16 protein-coding genes are annotated in these 23,714 nt (G+C 59.0%); 6 read left to right on the top strand and 10 right to left on the bottom strand.

The annotated features are described in order from the left end of the window. Positions 1-13 precede the first annotated feature (13 nt). From BGK68_RS19305 to fhuF, 4 genes are all read right to left on the bottom strand, one after another. Positions 14-2,152: a TonB-dependent siderophore receptor gene (locus BGK68_RS19305; protein WP_233149351.1), complete on the bottom strand. Its 2,139-nt coding sequence runs from the start codon at positions 2,150-2,152 to the stop codon at positions 14-16. Positions 2,153-2,209: 57 nt separating this feature from the next. Further along, positions 2,210-3,541: a lysine N(6)-hydroxylase/L-ornithine N(5)-oxygenase family protein gene (locus tag BGK68_RS19310; protein ID WP_075258410.1), complete on the bottom strand. Its 1,332-nt coding sequence runs from the start codon at positions 3,539-3,541 to the stop codon at positions 2,210-2,212. A gap of 21 nt (positions 3,542-3,562) precedes the next feature. Then, positions 3,563-4,567, bottom strand: a complete 1,005-nt coding sequence (locus BGK68_RS19315; RefSeq protein ID WP_075258411.1) for a GNAT family N-acetyltransferase — start codon at positions 4,565-4,567, stop codon at positions 3,563-3,565. A gap of 105 nt (positions 4,568-4,672) precedes the next feature. Then, positions 4,673-5,452: a siderophore-iron reductase FhuF gene (gene fhuF / locus BGK68_RS19320; protein ID WP_075258412.1), complete on the bottom strand. Its 780-nt coding sequence runs from the start codon at positions 5,450-5,452 to the stop codon at positions 4,673-4,675. Between the two features lie 132 nt (positions 5,453-5,584). On the opposite strand from fhuF, the gene BGK68_RS19325 reads away from it, so the two are divergent. Beyond that, positions 5,585-7,267 (top strand): cyclic peptide export ABC transporter, encoded by a 1,683-nt coding sequence (locus BGK68_RS19325; RefSeq protein ID WP_075258413.1) that lies wholly within the window; start codon positions 5,585-5,587, stop codon positions 7,265-7,267. 179 nt (positions 7,268-7,446) lie between these two features. Here the strand turns inward: BGK68_RS19325 and BGK68_RS28615 are convergent, their stop codons facing one another. The 5 genes from BGK68_RS28615 to BGK68_RS19350 form a co-directional block, all read right to left on the bottom strand. Further along, positions 7,447-9,015: a methyl-accepting chemotaxis protein gene (locus BGK68_RS28615; RefSeq protein WP_324617639.1), complete on the bottom strand. Its 1,569-nt coding sequence runs from the start codon at positions 9,013-9,015 to the stop codon at positions 7,447-7,449. A 140-nt stretch (positions 9,016-9,155) separates the two neighbouring features. Next, a complete protein-coding gene (locus tag BGK68_RS19335) occupies positions 9,156-9,926 on the bottom strand; it encodes a citryl-CoA lyase (protein ID WP_075258415.1) in 771 nt (256 codons plus the stop codon). A 10-nt stretch (positions 9,927-9,936) separates the two neighbouring features. Beyond that, positions 9,937-11,508 carry a class I adenylate-forming enzyme family protein gene (locus BGK68_RS19340; protein ID WP_075258416.1) on the bottom strand — a complete coding sequence of 524 codons (1,572 nt, stop codon included), beginning with the start codon at positions 11,506-11,508 and terminating at the stop codon, positions 9,937-9,939. A gap of 76 nt (positions 11,509-11,584) precedes the next feature. Continuing rightward, on the bottom strand, positions 11,585-12,433 hold the full coding sequence (locus BGK68_RS19345; protein WP_075258417.1) for an SDR family NAD(P)-dependent oxidoreductase: 849 nt from the start codon (positions 12,431-12,433) through the stop codon (positions 11,585-11,587). After that, positions 12,433-13,767, bottom strand: coding sequence for an MFS transporter (locus BGK68_RS19350; protein ID WP_075258418.1), 1,335 nt, complete (start codon positions 13,765-13,767; stop codon positions 12,433-12,435). Before BGK68_RS19350 ends, BGK68_RS19345 begins: the two co-directional genes overlap by 1 nt. A gap of 353 nt (positions 13,768-14,120) precedes the next feature. Here BGK68_RS19350 and BGK68_RS19355 point away from each other — a divergent pair, with 353 nt between their 5' ends. The 4 genes from BGK68_RS19355 to BGK68_RS19370 all read left to right on the top strand — a co-directional run bounded on the left by BGK68_RS19355 (position 14,121) and on the right by BGK68_RS19370 (position 20,583). Beyond that, complete coding sequence (locus BGK68_RS19355) at positions 14,121-14,939, top strand: IclR family transcriptional regulator (RefSeq protein ID WP_083657853.1); 819 nt, start codon at positions 14,121-14,123, stop codon at positions 14,937-14,939. Positions 14,940-15,766: 827 nt separating this feature from the next. Then, positions 15,767-17,692, top strand: a complete 1,926-nt coding sequence (locus BGK68_RS19360) for an AAA family ATPase (RefSeq protein WP_075258419.1) — start codon at positions 15,767-15,769, stop codon at positions 17,690-17,692. Beyond that, positions 17,689-19,365, top strand: a complete 1,677-nt coding sequence (locus BGK68_RS19365; protein WP_075258420.1) for a UvrD-helicase domain-containing protein — start codon at positions 17,689-17,691, stop codon at positions 19,363-19,365. The genes BGK68_RS19360 and BGK68_RS19365 overlap by 4 nt, the downstream gene beginning before the upstream one ends. 234 nt (positions 19,366-19,599) lie before the next feature. Continuing rightward, entirely contained in the window at positions 19,600-20,583 is a 984-nt protein-coding gene (locus BGK68_RS19370) for an ATP-binding protein (protein ID WP_075258421.1), read from the top strand. Between the two features lie 636 nt (positions 20,584-21,219). On the opposite strand, the gene BGK68_RS19380 is transcribed toward BGK68_RS19370, so the two are convergent. Beyond that, positions 21,220-22,458, bottom strand: coding sequence for a sigma-54 interaction domain-containing protein (locus BGK68_RS19380; protein WP_233149465.1), 1,239 nt, complete (start codon positions 22,456-22,458; stop codon positions 21,220-21,222). A gap of 372 nt (positions 22,459-22,830) precedes the next feature. Between BGK68_RS19380 and BGK68_RS19385 the strand changes: the two genes are divergently transcribed. Next, on the top strand, positions 22,831-23,706 hold the full coding sequence (locus BGK68_RS19385; RefSeq protein ID WP_075258423.1) for an MBL fold metallo-hydrolase: 876 nt from the start codon (positions 22,831-22,833) through the stop codon (positions 23,704-23,706). Positions 23,707-23,714: the final 8 nt, after the last annotated feature.

Consider the following 23,714-nt stretch of genomic DNA (forward strand, 5'->3'; position numbering starts at 1 on the left):
CATGCCTCGGGTCTTACCAGCGATAGCGCGCGCTTAGGATGGCCGTGCGCTCGGCGGCCCAGAAGCAGGTCGTGGTCGGTTCGGCCAGGCAGGAGGTGTATTCCTTGTTGGTGATGTTGCTGATGTTGAGGGCGTAGCGCCAGCGGTTCAGGTTGTAGTGGAACACCGCGTCGAAGACGGTCACGCCACCATTCTTCACGGTGTTGGCGGCGTCGGCATAGTTGCTGCCGGTGTAGCGCGCACCGCCGCCGATGCCAGCGCCGGCCAGCGGGCCGCCTTGCACCGTGTAGTCAGCCCAGACCGAGGCCGCCTGGCGCGGCACCAGGATGGGCTGCTTGCCCAGCAGGGAAGCCGTGTTGTTCTGGGTGTTCTTGACGTCGGTGTAGGTGTAGGAGGCCAACAGGTTCAGGCCCTTGACGATTTCACCCTTGGCTTCCAGCTCCAGGCCGCGCGACTTGATCTCGCCGCTGAGCACGTTGAAGTTGGTATGGGCCGGATCCGGCGTCTGCACATTGGTCTTGGTCAGCTCGAACAGGGCCGCGGTGAACAATGTCTTGCCATCAGCCGGCTGATACTTGACACCCACTTCGGCCTGGCGCGCCTTGGTCGGGTCGAAGGGCTTGCCGTTGAAGTCCGAGCCGGTCTGCGGCAGGAAGGACGTGGCGTAGCTGACGTAGGGGGCGATGTCGCGGGTGACCAGATAGGACAGGCCGATGCGACCGCTCAGGGCGCTGTCGTCGCTGCGGGCGGTGGTCCTGGTCAGATAGTTGCGGGTCTCATCCTTGACCTTGTCCCAGCGTCCGCCCAGGGTCAGGGTCAGGCGCTGATCGAACTTGATCTGGTCCTGCGCATACAGGCCAGTCTGGTTCATATTCTCTTCGAGGTTGCCGAACAAGGTGGTGGCCGCCGGGATGGTGACGCCATAGACCGGATTGTCGATGTTCAGGCTGGGCGCGGCGCCGCGATAGCGCACCTCACGGTCATACATGCGCGACCAATCCAGGCCGAACAGCACCGTGTGCTCCGTCGAGCCCCACTTGAGGCGGCCTTCCAGCTGGTTGTCGACCAGGGTATTGTCGACCTGGCTGTTGTAGACCGTGGTGCCGCGAGTGAGCACGGAGCCGGTCAGCGTGCCAGGGTTGAGCGCCGCATAGACCGACTTCAGGTTGGCCTGGCGGAAGTTCTGGCGGAAGGTCCAGGCATTGTCGAATTTGTGCTCGAACTGGTAGCCGAAGGACCACTGGTCGTTGCTCTGGCGGTCGAAGTTGGGGTCGCCGATCAGGGTGTGGGTGAGCACATTGCCGGGCCGCACGGCAGTCCAGCGGCTGCTGCCGGAGCGGTCGTTCATGTAGTCAGCCATCAGCGTCAGCGAGGTGCTGGCCGAGGGACGCCAGGTCAGCGAGGGCGCGAGATAGAAGCGGTTGTTGTCGCCCGACTGGCCATTGTTGAATTTGTACTGGTTGTTGCTGTCCAGGCCCAGCCCGACCACGCGCCACAGATACTCGCCGTCCTGGCTATGGCCATTGAGATCGGCCACGACCTGCTTGCGGTTGAAGGAACCGATGTCCACGCCCAGCTCGTTGGGGATATCCATGCCCGGCAGCTTGCTGACCCGGTTGATCACGCCGCCCGGATCGGCCTGGCCGAAGGTCACCGAGCCGGGGCCGCGCAGCACTTCGATGCGTTCCATGCCATAGGTTTCGGTGCGGAACTGGCCGAAGCCGCCGGGAATCTGGCGCAGGCCGTTGAGGAAGTTGCTGGTGACCTGGGCATTGATGAAGCCGCGCAGGTTGAAGTATTCATAGCCGCGCGGATCCACGCCGTGGGTTTCCGAGTTGGCGCCGGGCATGTAGCGCAGCACGTCCAGCAGCGAAGTCACGCCGCGCGCATCCATCTCGTCGCGGGTGACTACCGACACCGATTGCGGCACTTCCAGCACGGGCGTGTCGGTCTTGGTGGCGCTGGCGGTCCGCTTGGCGACGTAGCCGTTGACGGGACCGTTGGCGGTCTCGGCGTCGGCCTTGATTTCGACTTGTGGCAGCGATTGCTGTTGCGCCCAGGCCGGTGCGGCCAGGGTCAGCAGCGCGCATTGCACGGCCAGGAAAGTCAGCGTTGGCCTGTTGGCAGGCATCCCCTTATATTGTTGTTTCATGATGTGGAGGTGGTGGTCGATTGAAGAGCGCCGGCAGCGCCGGCAAGGGTATATCGCTTAAAGCGAAAACTGTGGACTGCTGCGGCTGGCCGCGGCGATGCTGGCGACCATGGCGCGCCGCGCCGCGAAGGGGGCGTTCTCGTCGCGCTCGCGCAGGGCCTGGCCGATCTCGGCGGTGCGGATGGCGATCACCGAGAGCAGGGTGTCGCTGATGCCGTGGGAGGGCTCGCAGCTGCCCTGCAGGAACACCGCCGGCTCGAACTCGGGCGTGCTCTGCAGGCGGTAGTCGCGGCCCACCGCGAACTGCGGCAGGTAGGACGCCAGCGGCGCCAGCAGGTCCTTGTGCAGCTCGCGGGTATAGCCGGTGCCCAGCACGACGGCGTCGTAGCGGCGCGTCTGGGCGCTGCCGCCGTCGAGGTCGTGCAGGTCCAGCCAGACGCCGTCAGCCTCGGCGCGGGCGCGCTCGACGTTATGGCAGCGCAGCAGGCGGTGGCGCTGCTGGCCAGTCACCTTCTGCTTGTAGAAGACCTGATAGACCTGCTCGATCAGCGCCAGGTCCGGCGCCGAGTAGTTGGTCTGCATGAACTCCTGCATCAGCGCGTCGCGGGTCTGCTCGTCCTGGCGGTAGACGTAGTCGGTGTATTCGGGGTTGAAGACTTCATTGACGAAGGGACTGTCGTCGGACGGCTTGATGTTGCGGCTGCGCATGATGAAGTCGACCTCGTGACCGGCGTTGCGCCCATGCAGGTCGAGGAAGATCTCGGTGGCGCTCTGGCCGGCGCCGATGACGGCGATGCGGGCGGGCTTGTCGAACGCGGCGATATGGCGCAGGTAGCTGCTGGAATGGAACACCCGGGCATCCTCGCGCAGCCCCCGGAAGGTCTCGGGGATATTGGCCGAGCCACCCACGCCGATCACCAGGTTGCGCGCCAGGCGCTCGGTGATGCGACCATCGCGGTGGCGCGAACGGACGCGCAGCAGCCGCACCTTGCCATCCTGCAGCTCGGGCTGTACCTCGATGACCTCTTCGCCATAGCTGCAGCAGGCGCTGAACTGGTCGGCGGCCCAGCGCAGGTAGTCGCTGAACTCGTGACGGCTGGGGTAGAAGGTCTTGAGGTTGATGAAGTCGCTCAGCCGCTCTTTCTGGTGCAGATAGTTGAGGAAGGTGAACCGGCTGGCAGGATTGCGCAGCGTGGCCAGGTCCTTGAGGAAGGAAATCTGCATGTGCGAGTTGTCCAGCAGCATGTCGCCGTGCCAGGCGAAGCTGTCCTGTTTCTCGATGAAGAACATGTCGGCAGCGCCGGCATGGTGCTGTTGCTCTTGCAGGGCGATGGCGAGGGCGATGTTGGAGGGGCCGAAGCCGATCCCGATCAGCTCATAGGTTTGCATGTCGTGGTCCTGTGGTCCTGGTCAGTTGGCGCTGGCGGCGCCCGGCATCCAGAGTCGTTCGCCGAAGAAACGCTCGCGCGAAAGCATGCCGAGCATGGCTCGCTTGTGGGGGAAATCGAATTCTTTGAGCAGCGCATAACCGCTGCGCTGCAGGCTGCGCAGCATCTTGCGGTTGTCCGCGCGCGGCTCGATCCAGAGGCGTTCGGTACGTACGTCCTCCAGCAGCAGGTAATGCGACACCGAGGGCATCCAGGCGCTGACAAATTCGCGCCCGCGATAGGCCGGCTCGCCTACCAGCACATGCCAGCCACGGTCGTGCTCACCCGGATCGGCGAAGGGCGCGATGCGGTCTTCGCGCGCCCAGTAGATCTCGAAGTAGGCAAAGGGAAGCTCATCCAGGCAGGCGATGAGCGGGTAGGCGTGCGGGTCGTCGGCCAGCCTGGCGAGATAGTGGCGGTGATGGTCGAGGTCGCCCTGTTCTTCCCAGAAATACGCCACGTCCGGATCATTCATCCAGCGGTTCAGCCGCACCAGGTCGTCTTGCCCCTCGAAGGCGCGCAGCGACAGCGTCTGGCCCAGCCAGGGGATATGACGGCGATACACCGTGCCCGCCGGCTTGGCCGGACGCTGCGGATGACGCTTGCCCGCGCTGATGCAGTGGCGCAGCGGCAACGGCGCTTGCGGCTGCACCAGCCAGTTGCGGTGCTGTTGCCAGAACATGCCGGGACAAGCCCAGGCCGGCGTGCCGCCATCTGGCAGGATCAGCTGCTGCGCCAAGCCGTGCTGTTGCGACCACAGCGCCTCCAGCGCGGCCAGCTCAGCCGGATGCGCATCGTAGCGAGGCGTCGGGGCCGGCGACGCGGAGTTCAATGTGGCCAGGGGCTGCAGCCGCCAGGCGTGGTGCTCCCCGGAGGGCAGACGCACGCGCACCACATCGCCGTCGATTTCCACCGCATAAGGATGGCCATCGACATGGGCGAGATAGGGCGCAGCGGGTAGGGCGGTAGTAAGGCCTGCTTGTTCCATCTGTCATCAGCTCCTGGTCGGCCGCGCTGTCGCAACAGGATGCGCAGGCCGTCAACAGAAAGACGAATGGAAATCGCTTTTGTTTAGATTGAGATTGTTACCCAGCTAATCACAAGCTCGTTTGTCGTGCCTGGAACGCAGCGGGCAGGCCGCGCAATAGTCCTCGCCCGGCAGGCGGTAATACATGCAGCAATTGCGATGCAGGTAGTCCACGCCCGCTGGCGGCACCGCGCGGCGGTGATAGAGCGGATTGGTGCGGCCATCGGGCCAGAGAGGGCTGTCCAGCAACAGCCGGCGATCCTCGGCCAGCCCATCCTGCGAGGGCAGGGCCAGCAGCACGCCGCGCTGCAGGACCGCATGGATATAGCGCACCGCATTGCCCCAGAGAACGGCCGAGGGCAGCCGGAAGCGCTTGTTGAGCGCCGCGATCACCGGCGCCAGATGTTGCCAGACCAGTTCTTCATAGCGATCTTGCGGGCTGGACTGCGACCAGGGTTGCCCGGCATGTGGCAGGCAGACCTGCGCCATGCCGCCGTGGGGAGCCAGCACGACCCGCACCTGGGCGGCCCCCAGTGGCAGGTGATGCCGCAGCACAGCCGTGGCCGCCATGGCCGGCACCAGCATCGCCGCGAAGTAATCCAGGCACCAGGCCGACGCCACCGCGCGCAGGTCATCGCTGCGCCAATGGGCCGCATGGCGGTGCACGGCGTCGTCCAGCGCTGGCCCCTCCAGCAGCGTCGGCAGCGGCAAGGCCTGCGTGTAAAAAGATGCATCGCAGACCAGCCGGGCGGCGTAGGCGGCGGTGCGCTGGTCGAACAGGGGAGCAAGGATGGGCAGCACGGCAGAGGGCGCAAGTTGCGCCGGCTCAAGCGCCGGCGCTGTCATTGATGGTGACGAATGGCGCGGGAATTTGTTCAGCGTGTTCAAGCCAGGGCAGGGCAGCGGGCACGCTAAATATTTGCCGACGCGGTTCGTCACATTGATACCGGCCCTTGGCGGCCGTTCCCTGGAGTGACGGTGTTCAAAGAACTGATCAGGCAATCCCGCGGCTTGCTGGCAGCCGCAACCGCGGCCAGCGTGGCGCGCGGCGTATGCAGCATCTTGATGGTGACGCAGATCACGGCTACGCTGGCGGCCACGCAGGCGCCGGGTTGGCAATCCACGGCGGCCCTGCATTTTGCGCTGACCGTGCTGGCCCTGTGGCTGGCGCACATGACGTGCAACATCCTCTTCGAGCGGCTCGCCCACGGCGTGCATGCGCAGTCGCGCAGTTTCATCTGCGAACGCGTGCTGCACGCCGACTATGCGCGTCTGGAGCAGGTCGGCGCACCGGCCATCCAGGCCGCGCTGACCGAGCACAGCACCAATGTATCGACCTTCTTCGTCAGTTTCCCCGCGATCCTGACCAATGCCATCGTGGTGAGCGGCTGCATGATCTACATGGCCACCCTGTCGGCGCAGGTGTTTGCCTGCGCGGTGCTGGTGATCGGCCTGGGCGCGGCCGGCTACCATCTGGCCCACCTGCGCGCCATCAGGCACCTGCGCCAGGCGTCCGGCGAACAGGACCGCCTGTTCAGCCATTTCCGCTCCATGCTGGACGGCGCCAAGGAACTGCGCCTGAACGGCAAAAAGCGCCGTCTGTTCGGACGCGAGGTGCTGGGCCAGTCGATCGACCGGGTGCGCCATGAACGATCGCTGGGGATGGCCATCTTCGTGGCTGCCACCAGCTGGGGCAATTTCCTGATCTATGCCTTTATCGGGCTGGTGTTGTTCGTGCTGGTGGGCGACGTACCCGACCGCAACCGCATCCTGACCGGTTACGCCGTGCTGTTCATCTACATGATCACCCCGCTGGAAATCCTGCTGATGAACGCCCCGCGCGCCAACCTGGCCAAGGTCTCGGCCCGCCGTATCGACGAAGTGGTCCAGGCCCTGGACAATGGCCGCCCGCGCGCGTCCGCGGCAGCACTGCCGCAGCAGCATCAGCCACATCAGCCAGCCCCCGAGCTGCAGCGCCTGCAGCTTTCCGGCGTGCTGCATCGCTACTACCACGAACAGCACGACGAATTCTTTACCATGGGCCCGATCGACCTGGCCTTCGCGCCGGGCGAGGTGGTCTTCCTGGTGGGCGGCAACGGCAGCGGCAAGACCACGCTGGCCAAGCTGCTGGCGGGGCTGTATCGCCCCGGCGAAGGCAATATCCTGCTCAATGGCCGACCCGTGTCATGGCAGCAGGACGTCGAGGGCGAGGGGGAGGCGAGGGTGCCGGATGAACAATACCGGCAGCTGTTTGCCACGGTGTTTTCGGACTTCCATCTGTTCGAGAGCCTGCTGGAGACGGGTGGAGCGGAACTGGACGCGCGCGGCAACGAGCTCCTGGCAAAGCTCTACCTGCATCACAAGGTGCAGATCCGCGACGGCGCATTCACCACGCGCGCACTGTCGATGGGCCAGCGCAAGCGGCTGGCGCTGGTGGTGGCGGTGCTGGAGGATAGGCCCTTCTTCATCTTCGATGAATGGGCAGCGGACCAGGACCCGGTGTTCAAGAAGGTCTTCTATCACGAGGTGCTGGGGCAGCTGCGCGCGGCGGGCAAGACGGTGCTGGTGATTTCGCATGATGACCAGTATTTCCATCTGGCTGACCGGATGGTGCGGATGGATAACGGGCGGGTGGTGTTTGATGGGCGGTGGGAAGGCTAGTCCTTGCTCGGTCCTTGCTGATTCTTTGTGCAAACCGAAGCGGGCTTTGAATTGCAATTCACTGCGGTTCCAAAAAAAACAATTCGAGAATAACTGGAACCGCGATCCACGCCTCGACACCTATATCGCAATGGTGTGTGCGGGCATCCGCGCAACTTGAAGGCAAACACCGTCAGCATTCATGTAATATCAGACTGCAGATTTACCCGCACCGTATCGAGCAGCAGTGCCGCCTGATCCTGCAAGGATTGCGCGGCAGCGGTAGCGGCTTCTACCATGCCGGTATTTTGCTGGGTGTTCTTGTCCATCTGGTTGATGGCGATATTGATTTCTTCGATGCCTTTGCCTTGCTCATCGGTGGCATTGGCAATATCGCGCACGATTTGCGTGACCCGGTTGACCTGGCCGACCACTTCTTCCATGGTTTTTCCGGCCTGCCGCACCAGCGCGCTGCCGGCATCGGCCTGGCTGACCGAATCGTCAATCAATATCTTGATCTCCTTGGCGGCCGCCGCGCTGCGTTGCGCCAGGCTGCGCACTTCGCTGGCCACCACGGCAAAACCGCGTCCCTGTTCGCCGGCACGGGCGGCTTCGACGGCGGCGTTGAGCGCCAGGATATTGGTTTGAAAGGCAATGCCGTCGATGACGCTGGTGATGTCGGCGATCTTGCCGGAGGATAGATTGATCAGCGCCATGGTATCGATGACTTTGCCCACCACCTGATTGCCACGGTTGGCCACGTCCGAGGCGGTGACCGCCATGCTGGTCGCCAGGCGCGAGTTGTCGGCATTCTGGCGCACCGCCGAGGTCAGTTGCTCCAGCGCCGAAGCGGTTTGTTCCAGCGAACTGGCCTGCGCTTCCGTGCGCGAGGAAAAATCCAGATTGCCGCTCACGACGCCGGCAGCGGCACTGCGGATCGCCGCTGCCGAGCGGCTGACCTGGGCCGCCGTGGCGCGCAAGGCCTCCACCATGCCTGCCAGGCCATCGAGCACGCTGCCGGCCGGTGCCGTCGGCAATGTCAGCGCCAGATTGCCGCGCGCCACCAGCGCCGCCATGTCGCAGGCCAGGCGCGGATCGCCGCCGATCTGGCGCAGCACGCTGCGGGAAATCAGCATGCCGCAGCCGCCCAGCAGTACCAGCACCAGCAGGAAGGCGAGGCCATCATGCAGGAACTGGCGGCGTATCGCCTGGTCGATTTCATCCATATAGAGGCCGGATGTCAGCATCCAGTCCCAGCCATTGATGCGCACCATATGCATGCGTTTTTCCACGGCATTTTTCTGGCCGGGATGAGGCAATTGAATCGATGTGTAGGCCGCCCCGTCCTGGCTGGCGGCCAGTGCTTCAAGCTGGGCTGCGATGATGTCGCGGCCATTGCTGTCGCGGATTTTTCCGAGCAGATTCTTGCCGTTGTAATCCGGTTTGATCGGATGCATGATGGCGGTGCCGTCCAGCTTGAACACCGCCAGATAATCACTGCCTTCGTCACCGAAGCGGATCATGCCGATCGCGGCCAGTGCCTGGCGCTGAGCGTCTTCGACAGACAAGGCGCCGGCGGCGGCCCTGGCTTGATAGCCGAGCGCAATCAGGCGCGCGGATTTGACCGCAGTGGAGAGATTGTCGATGCGCGCGGCGATCATGGCATGCCGCTTCTGTAGTGTAGAGACCAGCGCCAGCGCAATGATGGTCAGCAGGGCCAGCGCCACCAGCAGGCGCATCTTGTTACGAAAACTCAAGGCATCGAGCACTGCAATTCCTTTCCAGGGGCAGGGTGAGATTCGCTCCGCAGGTTCAGAATATCGCATTGTCGCTGCACTATCGGCGGAGCCGGCGGTGCAGCGAGTGGAATTTCAGCGGATAGTTTGTCGGGATGATCTAGGCAGGTCGTTCACTTGATGGCGTTTTCCACGGTTTCCCAGATGAAGCGGCCGGTCGGGCATTGCTGTTCTTCGACGATGTGCGAGACCAGTCCGGCAGCACGCGAGATCACCGCAAAGCCGCGCATGCCATTGGTGGCGACGCCGATTTCACCGAGCAGGGCGGCGATGGCGCCGGTGGCATTGAGCGTGATCTGGCGTCCATACACTTCATCGATGGCTTCGGAGAGCAGCTCCAGCGCGGCGATCTTGTGGCCGGCCAGATCGGCTTCGGCCTTGGCCAGATCCAGCAGTTTGTAGGCACGCGGGTCGACCGGCTTGTGCAGGTGGTGGCCGAAACCCGGAATGGCGCCGCCGCGCTGGCGATATTCACGGGCGATCGCCAGCGCTTCGCTACGGGCATCGGCAGCGGCTTCAATCCGGTCCAGCAGGCGTGAGCAGTTTTCGGTGGTGCCGACGAATTGGCTGCCGACCGCCAGCAGGCCGGCCGCTACCGCGCCTTGCAGATTTTCCGGCGCGCTCATGTAGACCAGTCGGCTGGAAATCGAACTAGGTGTCAGCCCGTGTTCCATCAGCACGATCAGGACCGCATCGGTAATGCGGATATCGACCGGGCGGATAGGGCGGCCGAGAATTTGCATCAGCATGACTTCGGTGAAGCTTTTCTGGCCAATCAGGTCATCGACCAGATTGGCGTCGCGATAGTGCAGGCTGGTCAGGTTGTGCGAGCACAGCTTGCTGCTGGGCACGGGCGCAGCGGAGGATTTGTTGGAGCTGGTCATGGCGATGTCTTCAGAGTTGAGTGGTGGAGGTATTCTTGAGCGCGAGTTCGCGCACGGCCGTCTTGAGTACCTTGCCAACCGATGAACGCGGCAGGTCGGCCAGGAAGTGAATCCGTTTGGGCGTATGCACCGGTCCCAGCAGGTCGCGCACAAAGCTGGCCAGTTCCGCTTCGGTGACCGTGGCGTTGGCGCGCAATTGCACTGCGGCGTGTACGGCTTCGCCCCATTTGTCATCGCTGACGCCGAAGACCGAGGATTCGTGCACTGCCGGATGCTGCTGGATAGCGTTTTCGACATCGCCCGGATAGACATTGAAGCCGCCGGTGATGACCAGATCGCGCAGACGGTCCTTCAGATACAGAAAGCCGGCGGCATCGATATAGCCGCGATCACCGGTATGCAGCCAGCCGTCGATCATGGTTTCAGCCGTCTTCTCGGGCAGCCGCCAATAACCGGTCATCAGCAGATCGCCGCGCGCCACCACTTCGCCGACTTCGCCCGGCGCCAGCAACGTGCCATCCGGCGCCATGATGGCGACATCGCTGAGCCAGGTGGTGCGGCCGACCGAGGCGCGCTGTTCGGGGATGTCGAAATCTTCCGGACGCATCACGGTCAGAATCTGCGGCGCCTCGGTCTGACCGTAAGTGGTGCCCAGCACCGGCCCGAAGAAGTTGCGCACTTCATCGATCTTGTGCAAAGGCATGGGGGCGCCACCGTAGATCAAGCGGCGCAGTTTGGGGAAATCTGCCGGCGTCGCCTGTGGCAGGGCCATCATCATATAGATCAGCGTCGGCGGCGCGAAGCAGACGGTGCCACCACGCTCGCGAAACGCAGTGCGCACTGCGGCCGCGCCGCTGCCGTCGAGAATCAGATGGCAGCCGCCCTGTGCCAGGATCGGCAGCAGGTAGGTGCCGGTACCGTGGGTAATCGGTGCGGCCACCACGTAACGGTCGTTTTCATCGAATTCCCAGGCTTGAATCTGGTTGATGATGGTGGTCATCCAGGCGCGATAGGTTTGCATCACGCCCTTGGGCATGCCGGTGGTGCCGCCGGTGAACTTGATGGCCTGGGTGGCATCGGGGGGGAGGTCGAATGGCGCCGGTGCGGCACCCATGCGCGCGGCAATCAGATCGTACATGCGGAATTGGGCAGCGATCTGCGGCGGTTCGGATGCGCTTGCATGATCCGCATGGTCCATCTGATCGGCGTGGTTGCTGAAACCGATGCGATGCGCAGGGGCAAACTCGGCCATGTGGCTGTAGTGATCTTCCACCACCAGAATCGACGGTTCGGTGGCATCCACGATACGTTTGATTTCCGGCTGCGTGCTGCGTGGATTGAGCGGCACCCAGATCTTGCCGCTGGCCAGCACCGCCAGCAGCGCGGTAATGTGCTCGACGCCGTTGCCGGCGCAGATGGCAACCCGGCTTTGCGGTGCCGGATCGAGCGTCTGCAAGGCAGCCGCGAATGCCGCCACTTGCTTGGCCAGCACGGCATAAGTGACGCTGCCGGCGGGCGCGTCGATGGCGATACGCTGCGGCCAGCGCTGGGCGGCGCGCCAAAAGAAATCAATTGGATACATGGTCGACTCTACAAAAAAGCACCTGCAACGGGCACAGGCAAGGGGTTGACGATTGCTGCGATGAAACGGTAATGGCTTACCCTGGATGCGTGTCGGCAGCCAGATAGGCGCTGCTGGTGGCGCAAAAGCCGCCATCGACCGGCAGTTCGATGCCGGTGATGTAACGGGCCCGGTCCGAGGCCAGGAACACGGCGGCATTGGCCACGTCCCAGGCATCGCCCATGAAGCCCAGCGGCACCTGGGCATTGCGTTGGGCGATCATCTGTGTCTCATCGCTGCCATAGGCATGCTGCATGGTGTGACGGATGCGCGGGGTATCCATCAGGCCGACCACAATGGCATTGAAACGGATGTTGAAGCGGGCATATTCCACTGCCGCCATCCGGCAAAAATGATTGCCCGCGGCCTTGCTCGCGGCATAGGCCAGGTGCGGCACGCCGACGTAGCGTTGCGATGCCACCGAGGAAGTGCTCAGGATGACGCCGCCGTGGGCGGCCTGCATGGCGGGCAGCGCGCATTGCGTTGCTACATGCAGGGACAGCAGGTTGGCATCGACGATACGGCGCCAGTCGTCGCTGCTGGTCAATGCCGATGCACCGGACTTGCCGATGCCGATGTTGTTGTGCAAAACATCGAGACTGCCGAAGGCGGCCACCGCGCTGTCGAGCATGGCCTGCATCTCGGTCATGCTGGTGACGTCGCCGCTGAGCGCGATGGCGCTGCCGCCTTCGGCGCGGATCAACTCCACCGTGGCGGTGGCGGCGTCAGCGGCGATATCGATCACCGCCACCTTGGCGCCGGCCCGTGCATAGGCCATGCAGATGGCCTTGCCGATAGACCAGCCGGGTGCGCTGGAACCGCCGCCCAGCACCACGCAGGTCTTGCCTTGCAGGCAGTTGTCGCCGGGTGTGCGCGCGCTGGTCATTATGGTTTCCCGGTCTGTTTGTCCATGTCTTCCAGCAGGCGGGTGCGGCGACCGAACAATGCCGTCAGCAGCGCCGCGCCGAGCAGGAAGGTGGACAGCATCAGGAACGAGCCGCTATAGCTGTGGGTGGCTTCCTTGATCCAGCCAACCAGCAACGGACCGACAAAGCCGGACATGTTGCCAACCGTGAGGATCAGGGCAAAGCCGGCTGCCGCCGAGCGCCCGGTCAGGAAGGCCGGCGGCAGCGCCCAGAAGGTGGCCAGGAAGGCAAACGCGCCGATCAGGGCAAAGCTCAGGCCCATGATAATGTAGGTGGTCTCCTGCATCAGGCTGGCCACGATCATGCCGGCGGCGCCGAACAGGCTGGCCGTGATGACATGCCAGATGCGCTTGCCGGTGCGGTCGGAGCGTCGTGCCCAGATCAGCATGGCGATGGCGCCGCAGAGATTCGGAATGGCGGTGACCAGGCCCACTTCGACATTGGTGAGACCGTAGGACTTGACGATCTGCGGCATCCAGTAGACCACGCCGTTGAGACCGATCAGTCCGGCCAGATAGGTCAGCGCCAGCATCAGCACGCGGCTGTTGGTCAAGGTCTGGAACAGCGTCATGCGATAGTGCTGCTCGATCTTGGCCTGTTCCTGCTGCAACTCGGCGGTGAGCCAGATGCGCTCGTCCTCGTTCAGCCAGGCCGCCTTGGCCGGCTTGTCGATCAGGGTGAAGAAGCAGTAGATGCCGAGCACAATGGCCGGAATGCCTTCCAGCAGGAACAGCCATTGCCATTGCTTGAGGCCGCCGACCTGATGCAGACTCAGGATGGCGCTGGAGAGCGGGCCGCCGATCACCGATGAAATCGGCGAGCCGATCAGGAAGATCGCCATGGCCTTGGCGCGCCAGCGGGCCGGAAACCAGCCGCTCAGGTACATGAACATGCCCGGCGAGAAACCACCTTCGGCCACCCCAAGCAGAAAGCGCGCCACCAGCAGTTGGGTGGGCGACTGCACAAAGGCGCAGAAGATCGTGATCAGGCCCCAGGTCACCATGATGCGGGCGATCCAGATGCGCGCGCCGAAACGATGGTAAGCCAGATTGCTCGGTACTTCCGAGCCGCAATAGCCGACGAAGAAAATGCCGACGATCCAGCCGAACATGACCGGACCGATATTCAGGTCCTGGTTCATGGTTAACGCGGCGTAACCAATGTTGGTGCGGTCGAGGAAGTTGACCAGATAGCATAAAAACACAAATGGCATGATGCGCAAGGCCACTTTTTTCATCGTCATTTCGCGATCCAGCTCGGTGCGAGCGACGACAGCCGTCAGTACTGAACTCATTGCCTGTCTCCAAAAAGTTGTTTTTTATTCTCGGATGCGCACGTGTTGATCTGCTACCGGTCCTGTAGCGTCCGGTCCGCAACAGCAGATTTCTGCGCGTGCTTTGCTTTGTTATTAGGCCTCGATTTTGTTCCGTTAATCGAAACCAATATTTCTTTTAACGGAATTAAATCATCCTGATCATGGAATGTCAAGGAATGCGAGAGGCTTGTTGATGCCACTGGGGATAGCGGGCGAGTCCGGGCAAGTCTGAGAGAGGCCAGCCATTAGCTGGGTTACAATTCCCGCCAGATCCGGTTGCGCCCGCAGTGGGCGCAACCGGATGAGTCAGTGCGAGCGGACAGAAAATATCTATGAACGAATCGATTTCCAGCAACGAAGCCGCCGAAATGAGCGGCGAATCCGGCGCCCAGCATCAAAACATTGCGCGTGCCGCCCTGATCCTGGAGGCGCTCGCCGGTTGCGCCCGGCAAGGCTTGCGGTTGACCGACGTGAGCCGCATCACCGGTCTTAACAAGACCGTGGCGCATCGCGGCTTGGCTGGTCTGGTGGCGCATGGCATGGCCACGTATGAAAACGAGAGCGCGCGGTTTTTTCTGGGCGACCGCCTGTTTGCCTGGGTCGGCCGGGCCGGCGAGCGCTTTGAACTGGCGGAGCGGGCCAAGCCCTATCTGCTCAAACTGGCCGAAGAACTGGAAGACACGATTTATTTCGCCATCCGGCGCGGCGATGAATCGGTCTGCTATGGCCGCGCCGAGGGCAGTTTTCCGATCAAGACGCTGACGCTCAATGTCGGCGACCGCCGCCCGCTGGGAATCGGCAGCGGCAGCCTGGCCATTGCGGCCTATCAGGATGACGCCGAGGTAGAGCGGCTGATCCGCGAATACAGCGCGGCGCGTGCCAGATTCCAGCGTGCCGACGCACTGATCAGGGACGATGTCAGGCGCGCGCGCGAAGAGGGTTTTTCATTGACCGAGGGTTATTTCATCGAGGGCATGACCGGTGTCGGCGTGCCGATCCGCAATAGCCACGGCATCGCCGTGGCGTCGCTGAGCGTGGCGGCCATCAGCAAGCGCCTGGAGTTACCCCGGCGCCAGCAGGTGGCCGCGCGCCTGAAAGTGGAGGCGGCCTTGATGGAGCGCGAATTGTCGTTGCTGTTCGCGCAACTGTAAGAGGCGGGTCCGTAGGCTCTGTGCTGTTGAGAGAGCGCTAACTTTACTTTTGGGGGTTGGTTTAAAACAGCCTATTTTTAGTTAAGAGACGGTATTTTTACTTCCTCGCGCTGTCAGGTTTCGTGCTGCCGTTGTTCGTGCCAAATTTCGTATCTTGGTAGTTTTTAGAGCTGTTGCGCGCCTATTTTCTGTTGTATCCCGGACTACATCGAGCATTACGCCAATTTTTCACATGTTGATAGTGTTGCCTGAGAAAAGACGAGTTCTGTTGCGCAGTTTTCTACAGTCAATGCAACACCGCGCATTCCATTTACGTAGTTATTTACGATTGGTGTTGCGTTTTCTTTTTCGCAAAAAATAAATGCCTCCCTGAATGGGAGGCATTTTTACATTGAATCCGTCTTTTACGGGAGATAGCCGCCTGTGTACAGAGCTCAGCCCTCAATGCCTTCATCGACAATCAACCGTCAAACTTTAGGGAGCAGGTCAAAGCTAGCAAACGAATCAAATGCCAGAAAAAGCGGTGACACTTGACTTATTGATGAGTTGATTATTATAAAAAATGGTAAAGTAATTCAACGTTACTAATAATCAATAAGTTCACAAATAACTATCAATGCTTTTCTTGATCGTGGGGCGATCGTCGTAGCAATAATGGGTATTCTGCAAGCGGGCATCGCATCAGCCGTCAATAATGCCGGAGATGGCGAAGTTGTATGACTGCGCTTTGCTTGGGACAAACGGAAAACCGAAGCGCGTGCATTTTGCCTACAGATAACCACATTGGTGGAAACGCTCGATGGCCTTTTCAAGGCTGAGGATATCCAATGAAACTTCAAACAATCCGATTCTCGAACTTTCAATCATTCGGACCGGCGCCCACCGAGCTTCGGCTGGAGGAGATCACTTATCTCATCGGCCCTAACGGTTCAGGCAAGACAGCAGCACTCCAAGCCCTATGTCGTCTGTTTGCCTTTGATCCATCACTGCGCCGAATCTTGCGCTCGGACTTTCATGTCCCATTCAATGAGACAGCACCACCTACTGAGCGCCAGCTATGGATCGAGGCCGACTTCCTGTTTCCGGAGCTTGGCGACGACGGATACAACAGCACGGTAGCCCCTCATTTCGGCCACATGCGCCTTGATGACGCCGAAGGCACGCCGCGAGTGCGTTTCCGCCTCACCGCCACCATGGGCTTGGATGGGGACATAGAAGAAAGCTTGGTCTATGTGCTGGACATTAATGCAGATGGTTCGCCACTGACCACTTCTCAAGTTCCCCGATCTGAACGCAACCACATCCACGTTCACTACCTGCCCGCACGCCGTGATCCCGCAGATCACATTGCCTATGGCGCTAATGCATTGCTGGGACGCATGCTACGTGCAGTGAACTGGGATGCAGAGCGAACTATCATCAAGGGCCTCACGGACCAAATCAGCGACAGCTTGGCGGCCAATCCATCAATCAATGCGTTCAGCACGAGCCTGAAATTAGCATGGAGTGCTTTGCACAAGGGCAGCTTCTTTGCCGACCCCAAGCTCACATTTGTTGCATCTGAGATTGAAGCCTTGCTGCGGCACATGTCGGTGTCATTCACTCCGGGCCATGATGAGCAGTTGGTTGATTTCTCACGACTGAGCGATGGACAGAAGTCGATGCTGTATCTCTCGCTTGTGCTGTCCTCGCAGGCCATTGGTCGCACGGTCTTGGCTGGAGATGACGATTCTTTCGGTCTAGACAAGCTGCGCCCGCCCGTGTTTACCGTGGTGGCAGTCGAAGAACCAGAAAACAGCCTTTCGCCGCACTACCTAGGACGGATTGTCAATGCGCTCAACGAGATGACCGGTGATGGTGACGCGCAAGCACTGATTGCAACCCATGCGCCGTCGATGCTTCGGCGCGTTGCTCCGGAACGTATCCGCTATCTACGGCTGACCAAGGAGCGAACCTCACGCATCACGCATATTCGGCTGCCGGACGCCACTGATGAAGCCCACAAGTTTGTGCGCGAGGCAGTACAAGCCTTTCCGGAGGTCTATTTTTCGCGACTTGTCGTGCTTGGGGAAGGCGATAGTGAAGAAATTGTGTTGCCACGCCTGCTTCAAGCCAAAGGTGCGCCAGTTGATGAGTCTGCAGTTTCGATTGCACCTTTGGGTGGGCGGCACGTTAATCACTTCTGGCGGCTATTGTCGGACTTGCAGATTCCGTATTTAACGGTGCTTGATCTTGATGTTGCTCGCTATGCTGCAGGATGGGGACGAATAAAAGTCGTCAATGAACAGTTGGCCAAGTTTGAGCCGACAAAAGTTCTTCCTGCGGGCTGGAGCTTGCCCAAATGGAACTCCGACGAAGCCTCTGTTCGAACTCATTATTGTTTTGGGAACGAGAAGCAGAGTGTCTTCCACGAATTGGAAAGTCGCGGAGTTTACTTCTCTGAGCCTCTGGATCTGGACTTCGCAATGTTACGCGCTTTTCCAAAAGCCTACCGTGTTGAAATGGATGAGCCAGATGAAGCGACGATCAAGGCCGTTCTCGGGAAAAGCCACCACGATGCAAGCCAGTACAGCAAAGACGAACAGAAGCTATTCAGCACTTATCATCAGCGATTCAAACTTGGTAGTAAACCCGCGGCCCATATTGATGCGCTGGCTCAGCTGACTGATGCAGAGTTGCTGGCTGATATGCCATCATCCCTAGGCAGATTAGCTGATGCTGTCATCACCAAACTCGCGGAGTTGCCAGAGTGATCGCGGTCAAGGTATGGCAACCTGCAGATGGGTTGACTCTTGAACCGAATGCATTGCTGGCAGCCAGGGAGCGTGAGCGCAGCCTTGCACTGACAGCAGGCCCAGGAGCTGGTAAGACCGAAATGCTCGCACAGCGGGCAGACTTTCTGCTACGTACAGGGACTTGCCGTTATCCAAAACGAATTCTGGCCATTTCGTTCAAGGTTGACGCCAGTAGCAACCTGAAGGAGCGGGTCAGGAGGCGCTGTGGGGTCGAGCTTGCAACGCGATTCGACAGCTATACGTTTCACGCTTTTGCTAAGCGTATCATTGATCGTTTCCGCCCGGTTCTAACAGGTGTGTACGCGCTTGATGTCGGGTACAGAATTGTGGAGCGGAAGCCTGGTCCATCAAGGGCCTTGATAGAGTTTTCCGACCTGGTGCCGTTTGCGATCCAGATTCTGCGGCAATCTGCGGTCGCACGAAATGCCATCCGTCAAACCTATAGTGACGTCTTTCTCGACGAATTCCAGGACTGTACCAACCTGCAGTACCAGCTCCTTAAGCTCGCTTTCCAAGGTACGAGCATTCGCATGACCGCCGTGGGCGACACCAAACAGAAGATCATGGGCTGGGCGGGGGCCATGGACGGCATTTTTCAGGCGTTCGTTATCGACTTTGCTGCCGTCCCACTCAATATGTATCGCAACTTTCGCTCAAAGCCGCGACTGCTGCGCCTGCAGAACGAGATTATTCGCAAGCTTGACCCATCTTCCGTCATGCAGGATGAGCAGCTTGTCGGCGACGAGGGCGAGATATTTTCCTGGCGCTTCGAAGACAGCCGTAAGGAAGCTGAATACCTAGCCGATTTGATTGCAGGCTGGATAAAGACCGAGCAGATTCCTCCTGCGGAAATTGCAGTTTTGATTCGTAATCAGCTTGATCTGTACGCCGATCATCTCATGGCAGCATTGGAGGCTCGTAGCATCTCCTTCCGTAACGAGCAGCAACTGCAGGACATCACGGTCGAGCCGGCTGCACGTTTGATCGTGGACTATCTTTCCTGTCTCTACGGTCAGCGCGAGCCCAAAGCATGGATTCGACTAATGAACCAGCTGATCCCGTTTGCCGATGAAGAAATTCAGTCAAACGCGCGTAAAGACCTCGACCGACTTGTCAGGCAACAACGAAAAGAGATATCCAGTGTCGAGCTGGTCGACGCATCCTTCTCCGGCTGGTGGGAGTTTGTTCGAGCATTCCTGAAACAAGTCAGTATCGAAACACTGGTATCACTTTCGCCAGACTACGAGTCGCACGATCGGTTGAAAGAAGTGGTCCGCGATACCAAGGCCAAGATCGAAGAATTGCTGAAGCTGGAGCCTGACTTGCCCAAAGCTCTTGAGCGATTCTCAGACGACCAAGCGGTACGGATACTGACTATTCATAAGAGCAAGGGGCTTGAGTTTGATTCGGTTGTTATGATGGCCATTGAAAAAGAGGCCTTCTTTGGCGATCAGGATGAAAACCGCTGCGCCTATTTTGTTGGGGTTTCTCGTGCCAAAAAACGCTTGGTCCTTACGCACGCCGATCAACGGGAGCGCCCGGCTGGATATGCAAAGCGCTGGGATGTGCAACGCACAGCTCAAAATGAATACTTCGGCTATGCAGCGCCGTTCGTCAGGCGAGAATCATGAGAAACAAGACATTGAGTTAATTCGTGCCGGCTAGCTGGTGAGTCGGCACCCTTAGAATTCATAAATCCGACTCATGCTTCGTGTAACATAGGTCACTAAGTTGACGAAACGTTATTTTCGGCAAAAAAATAAATGCAGTCCATCAAATCCCAAATAACGGCTGCTTACAATTGGTCCATTCATTAACACGGGAATGTTATTCGCCACGAGGGGAAGGGGAGGGGCATATCGATTATGGAAATTTCAATTCCAAGGATGTTCAGCCGCGAGACATTAGGTGCATTGTTTGCGGATCTCGATAACTCCCGTAATATTGATGAAGTCACAGTTGATTTTTCTCAGCTCAGATTTTCGTTCCCGTTAGCAATGCTTGTCGCTGGTTCGAAGATGAGGGAGTGGGTTGAATTCCGATCTTCTGCAGCACTTGATACCTTCCAAAAAGGTATCAATTCAGGTAACCAAGTGCATTCTTACTTGATGCATCTTGGATTTTTTGATTTCATAGGTATGAACCATGGGAAGCGGGTTGGGCAAGCCGCTGGATCGACAACATATCTCCCAATCTGCCGCATCTCGAGGCCAGATGTAGATATTGGTCAGGACGGTGTTGAGAATTGGTATGCTGCCATAAATGAGCAGGCGCGAAGATTAGCTGGTGTTTTGGCGGGATCATATGATGACTCGCAGGCTCTGCGTACCTATAGCTATTCAATTCGCGAAGTGATACGCAATGTCTTTGAGCATTCGCAAGCGCACGAATGTTACGTCGTGGGTCAAAGATGGCATGATGGAGCAGTAGAAATAGCGATTGTCGATGAGGGGGTGGGCATTAGCTCATCGCTTTCTCAAGCTCATAAATTTCAATTAGATGAAGAGGCATTAAGAATGGCTATTCGTCCTGGAATATCGCGTACATCAGGATTGGACGAGGATCGGAACATATATGGAAATTCCGGGTTCGGGCTTTACGTCTTAAGCGAGCTTGCGGCAAGCTTCGGCTGGTTTGCGTTAGGAAGTGGCAGAGCTATGTTGGTCGGCGCTCAGCGAGACAGGTTTGATCATGCCTGCTCGTTTAAGGGAACATTTTTTGGAATGCGATTCAACCATACTCCGAGAGATTTTTCCTCAGTTCTAAACGACATTATTGAAAGCGGAGAAGACTCGGCTAAGGTGGAAGGCATCAAGGTACGGGCCTCTGGTCAATCTCGAATTAGTTAGAAAAATAAAGTAACACAGATTTCAGTAGATTTTGGCGAAGCGTTGAAATGCTATTGATCTCATTTACTTCATTTCTTTGTTAGTGGGGGAAGTTATGACATTCAAAGCGATAGAGGATTTAAAGAAGAAATTGCAGAAACTAGATGGAAAAAAAATGTTCCTCTTCCTGAATTACTCACGCCTGACTTTATCTCTGAGCACACCCGTTTTTCTTCGGTCGAGGAAATGTTCAATTCGAGTGGCTTCAAAATTGATTCGGTTGAGGATTTTAAAAGTATCCCAGATGATGCGTGGGATAAATATATTTCCTCCGAATCATCATTTTCTTCATGGGCCGAGATGCTCTCGGCCGCTAACATTATTTGGATAAAAAAGCAGCTCCGTTAATCGACGGATTGACCTGTGTCGGTAATTTGTAGCCAGTCAGGCAGTGAGTCACGTTGCGGTATTTAAAGGCAAACCACCTCAGAAGCGCAACACCCCCGTAAACTATCTGTCCTTCGCATAATTTGTATTATGTAAAATAAAGTTTGCGGTTTGTCGCCCCTAACTGGCTTCCAAGCAACTCGTTCGTCGGCATGTTCGGTAAAAAACCGATCCGTTCCGTGCACGGTCTGAGAATCACCTTGCCCAGCACTAATCAGATCCAGCCTCCTTCATTCGTCTATATAACGTACGTTCGCTCATACCCAAGCTTGCCGCCAGCTCTTTGCGGCTGCCGTTGAATTCGCGTGCTATCTGTACAAGATCATGCACTTCAGGTGCAAGCTTATCCAACCCAGGCGTTCGAGGCGGATAGCAACGATCCAACGCCAGATGCTCTTTCTTGATCACTCCATCGTCCGCAAACAGGCGCGCTCGCTCGATCACGTTGCGAAGTTCACGGATATTTCCAGGCCAGTCGTGTTGCATCAGTTGCGCCATCGCTTCCGTAGAGATTTGCAGCGACTTACCTCCGCCCCCTGCCCCCCGCTGAAGTAATGACTCGACCAGCAAAGGGATGTCATCGCGCCTCTCGCGTAACGGCGGCAAATGGAGCGGGAAGGCACTGATGCGGTAGTAAAGATCCTGACGGAAATCGCCTCTGGCTACCATTTCCTGCAGCGGCTTATGGGTTGCTGCCACGAGGCGAAATTCGGCCTGCTGCGTATCCACTGCACCAACGCGCCTAAAAGTGCCAGATTCAATCAACCTTAACAGCTTCACTTGCATCGCCAATGGCACGTCGCCGATTTCGTCCAGGAACAAGGTGCCACCCTTGGCTGTTTCAACCAGGCCCGCCTTGCGAACATGGGCGCCGGTAAAGGCGCCCTTTTCGTATCCAAATAACTCGCTCTCGAACAGGCTCTCGGTCAATCCCGAGCAGTCCACCACCACGAACGGCCCATGCACCCGAGGACTGGCCTCATGCACTGCGCGCGCAAACAGTTCCTTGCCACTGCCTGACTCTCCAAGCAGCAAAACCGGTAGATCCGACATCGCCACCCGCTGCAATTCGCCCAGGGCACGATTGAAGGTGGGTGACTTGCCGACCAGCCCCTGACGACTGGCCTGCACCGAGGCATGGCGCACAGTCTGCAGACGCTCGACGAACCCCACCACACGATGCTGGTGATCGATGATGGGCCGCAGCTCAACATCCACATGTTCTGGTCCGCGCGGCGTGTGATGGATGTGCAGCACTCGATCCGGCCCCTTGGTGGTCAGCGCACGTTGCAAAGGACAATGTTCTCCGGCCTGATCGCAAGGAACCTGGTAATGGTGCGACATGGCATAGCACTTGTGGCCAATGGGCGCCCTGCCAGCTGTGGCGAACTGGCGCTTGTAGGCGGTATTGGCAGCCAGAATCTCGTACTCCGTATTCATCACGATCATCGGCGCGGGCTCATGGTCCAGATAGGAAATCAGCGCCTGTACCTGGAACGACTGCAAAACATCGGGTAGCGATTCCACGAAATCTCTCGCTTTCTTCAAGACAAATTCAGGCAATTGCTGCCTCTGGATGGTTCTGGCAAATGGACCTCGGCGACCAGTCCAGGCGGGAACCATCCTCCCATTTGGGTCTGCGCACAAGCGCTGCCAAGTGGCAGTATGACACTGCCACTTGGCAGTGTCACTGGCAGTCCTTCGGTCTGCACATGAACTATCTTTAGGAAATATTCCTTATAAATCAATTGGTTGAGTTGTTTCTCGATCTGGCACAAGTTTTGATATGAACAAAATATCTGACAATCAGAGGAGAACACCATGGACAACCTGCATATCGAAGGTCACTTCGACCCTGCCACCAGTACTGTGAGCTATCTCATACTGGATCGCGCAACCCGCCAATGCGCGCTGCTAGACAGCGTACTGGACTACGATCCCAAATCCGGTCGCACCTCCACCAGTAGCGCCGATCACCTGATCAGGCGTGTGCAGGAGCTTGATGCCTCGGTGCAATGGATCCTGGAAACCCATGCCCATGCCGACCATCTGTCTGCGGCTCCCTATCTCAAGCGCAAGCTGGGCGGACGTATCGCCATCGGTGAGCACATCCGCCAGGTGCAAGACGTATTTGGGGTGCTTTTCAATGCCGGCAGTGAATTTGTCCACGATGGCAGCCAGTTCGATCATCTCTTCGCCGATGGCGAGCGTTTCCAGATCGGCGCCCTGCAGGCGCGTGTCATGCACACGCCCGGCCACACCCCTGCCTGTATCACCTATGTCGTGGAGGAAGGGGACCAGATCGCCGCCTTCGTCGGCGATACCCTGTTCATGCCCGACTACGGGACGGCGCGCTGCGATTTTCCCGGCGGGAACGCCCGCACGCTCTTCCATTCCATCAACAAGGTCCTGAGCCTGCCGCCGCATACCCGTATCTACTTGTGTCACGACTACCAGCCCAACGGCCGGCTGCTTCAGTTCATCACCACCGTGGCTGAAGAGCGTAGCAATAACATCCACGTCCGCGATGGCATCAGCGAGGAGGAGTTCGTGGCCATGCGCAGTGCCCGTGACGCCACCCTGGCCATGCCGGTACTGCTGCTGCCGTCGGTGCAAGTGAACATGCGCGCGGGTCAGTTGCCACCGGCCGAGGCCAACGGCATGCGCTATCTGAAGATCCCGCTGGACGCAGTCTGATCCCCAAC

This window comes from Herbaspirillum camelliae (assembly GCF_001929405.1).
GTDB classification, from domain to species: domain Bacteria; phylum Pseudomonadota; class Gammaproteobacteria; order Burkholderiales; family Burkholderiaceae_D; genus Herbaspirillum; species Herbaspirillum seropedicae.

Excerpts from the sequence above, each read along its gene's own strand:
- BGK68_RS19360 (WP_075258419.1), top strand. The coding sequence starts at position 15,767 with ATGAAACTTCAAACAATCCGATTCTCGAACTTTCAATCATTCGGACCG.
- BGK68_RS19310 (WP_075258410.1), bottom strand. The coding sequence starts at position 3,541 with ATGCAAACCTATGAGCTGATCGGGATCGGCTTCGGCCCCTCCAACATC.
- BGK68_RS19385 (WP_075258423.1), top strand. The coding sequence starts at position 22,831 with ATGGACAACCTGCATATCGAAGGTCACTTCGACCCTGCCACCAGTACT.
- BGK68_RS19380 (WP_233149465.1), bottom strand. The coding sequence starts at position 22,458 with ATGATCGTGATGAATACGGAGTACGAGATTCTGGCTGCCAATACCGCC.
- BGK68_RS19315 (WP_075258411.1), bottom strand. The coding sequence starts at position 4,567 with ATGGAACAAGCAGGCCTTACTACCGCCCTACCCGCTGCGCCCTATCTC.
- BGK68_RS19370 (WP_075258421.1), top strand. The coding sequence starts at position 19,600 with ATGGAAATTTCAATTCCAAGGATGTTCAGCCGCGAGACATTAGGTGCA.
- BGK68_RS19350 (WP_075258418.1), bottom strand. The coding sequence starts at position 13,767 with ATGAGTTCAGTACTGACGGCTGTCGTCGCTCGCACCGAGCTGGATCGC.
- BGK68_RS19340 (WP_075258416.1), bottom strand. The coding sequence starts at position 11,508 with ATGTATCCAATTGATTTCTTTTGGCGCGCCGCCCAGCGCTGGCCGCAG.
- BGK68_RS19305 (WP_233149351.1), bottom strand. The coding sequence starts at position 2,152 with ATGAAACAACAATATAAGGGGATGCCTGCCAACAGGCCAACGCTGACT.
- BGK68_RS19335 (WP_075258415.1), bottom strand. The coding sequence starts at position 9,926 with ATGACCAGCTCCAACAAATCCTCCGCTGCGCCCGTGCCCAGCAGCAAG.
- BGK68_RS19345 (WP_075258417.1), bottom strand. The coding sequence starts at position 12,433 with ATGACCAGCGCGCGCACACCCGGCGACAACTGCCTGCAAGGCAAGACC.
- BGK68_RS19355 (WP_083657853.1), top strand. The coding sequence starts at position 14,121 with ATGAACGAATCGATTTCCAGCAACGAAGCCGCCGAAATGAGCGGCGAA.
- fhuF (WP_075258412.1), bottom strand. The coding sequence starts at position 5,452 with ATGACAGCGCCGGCGCTTGAGCCGGCGCAACTTGCGCCCTCTGCCGTG.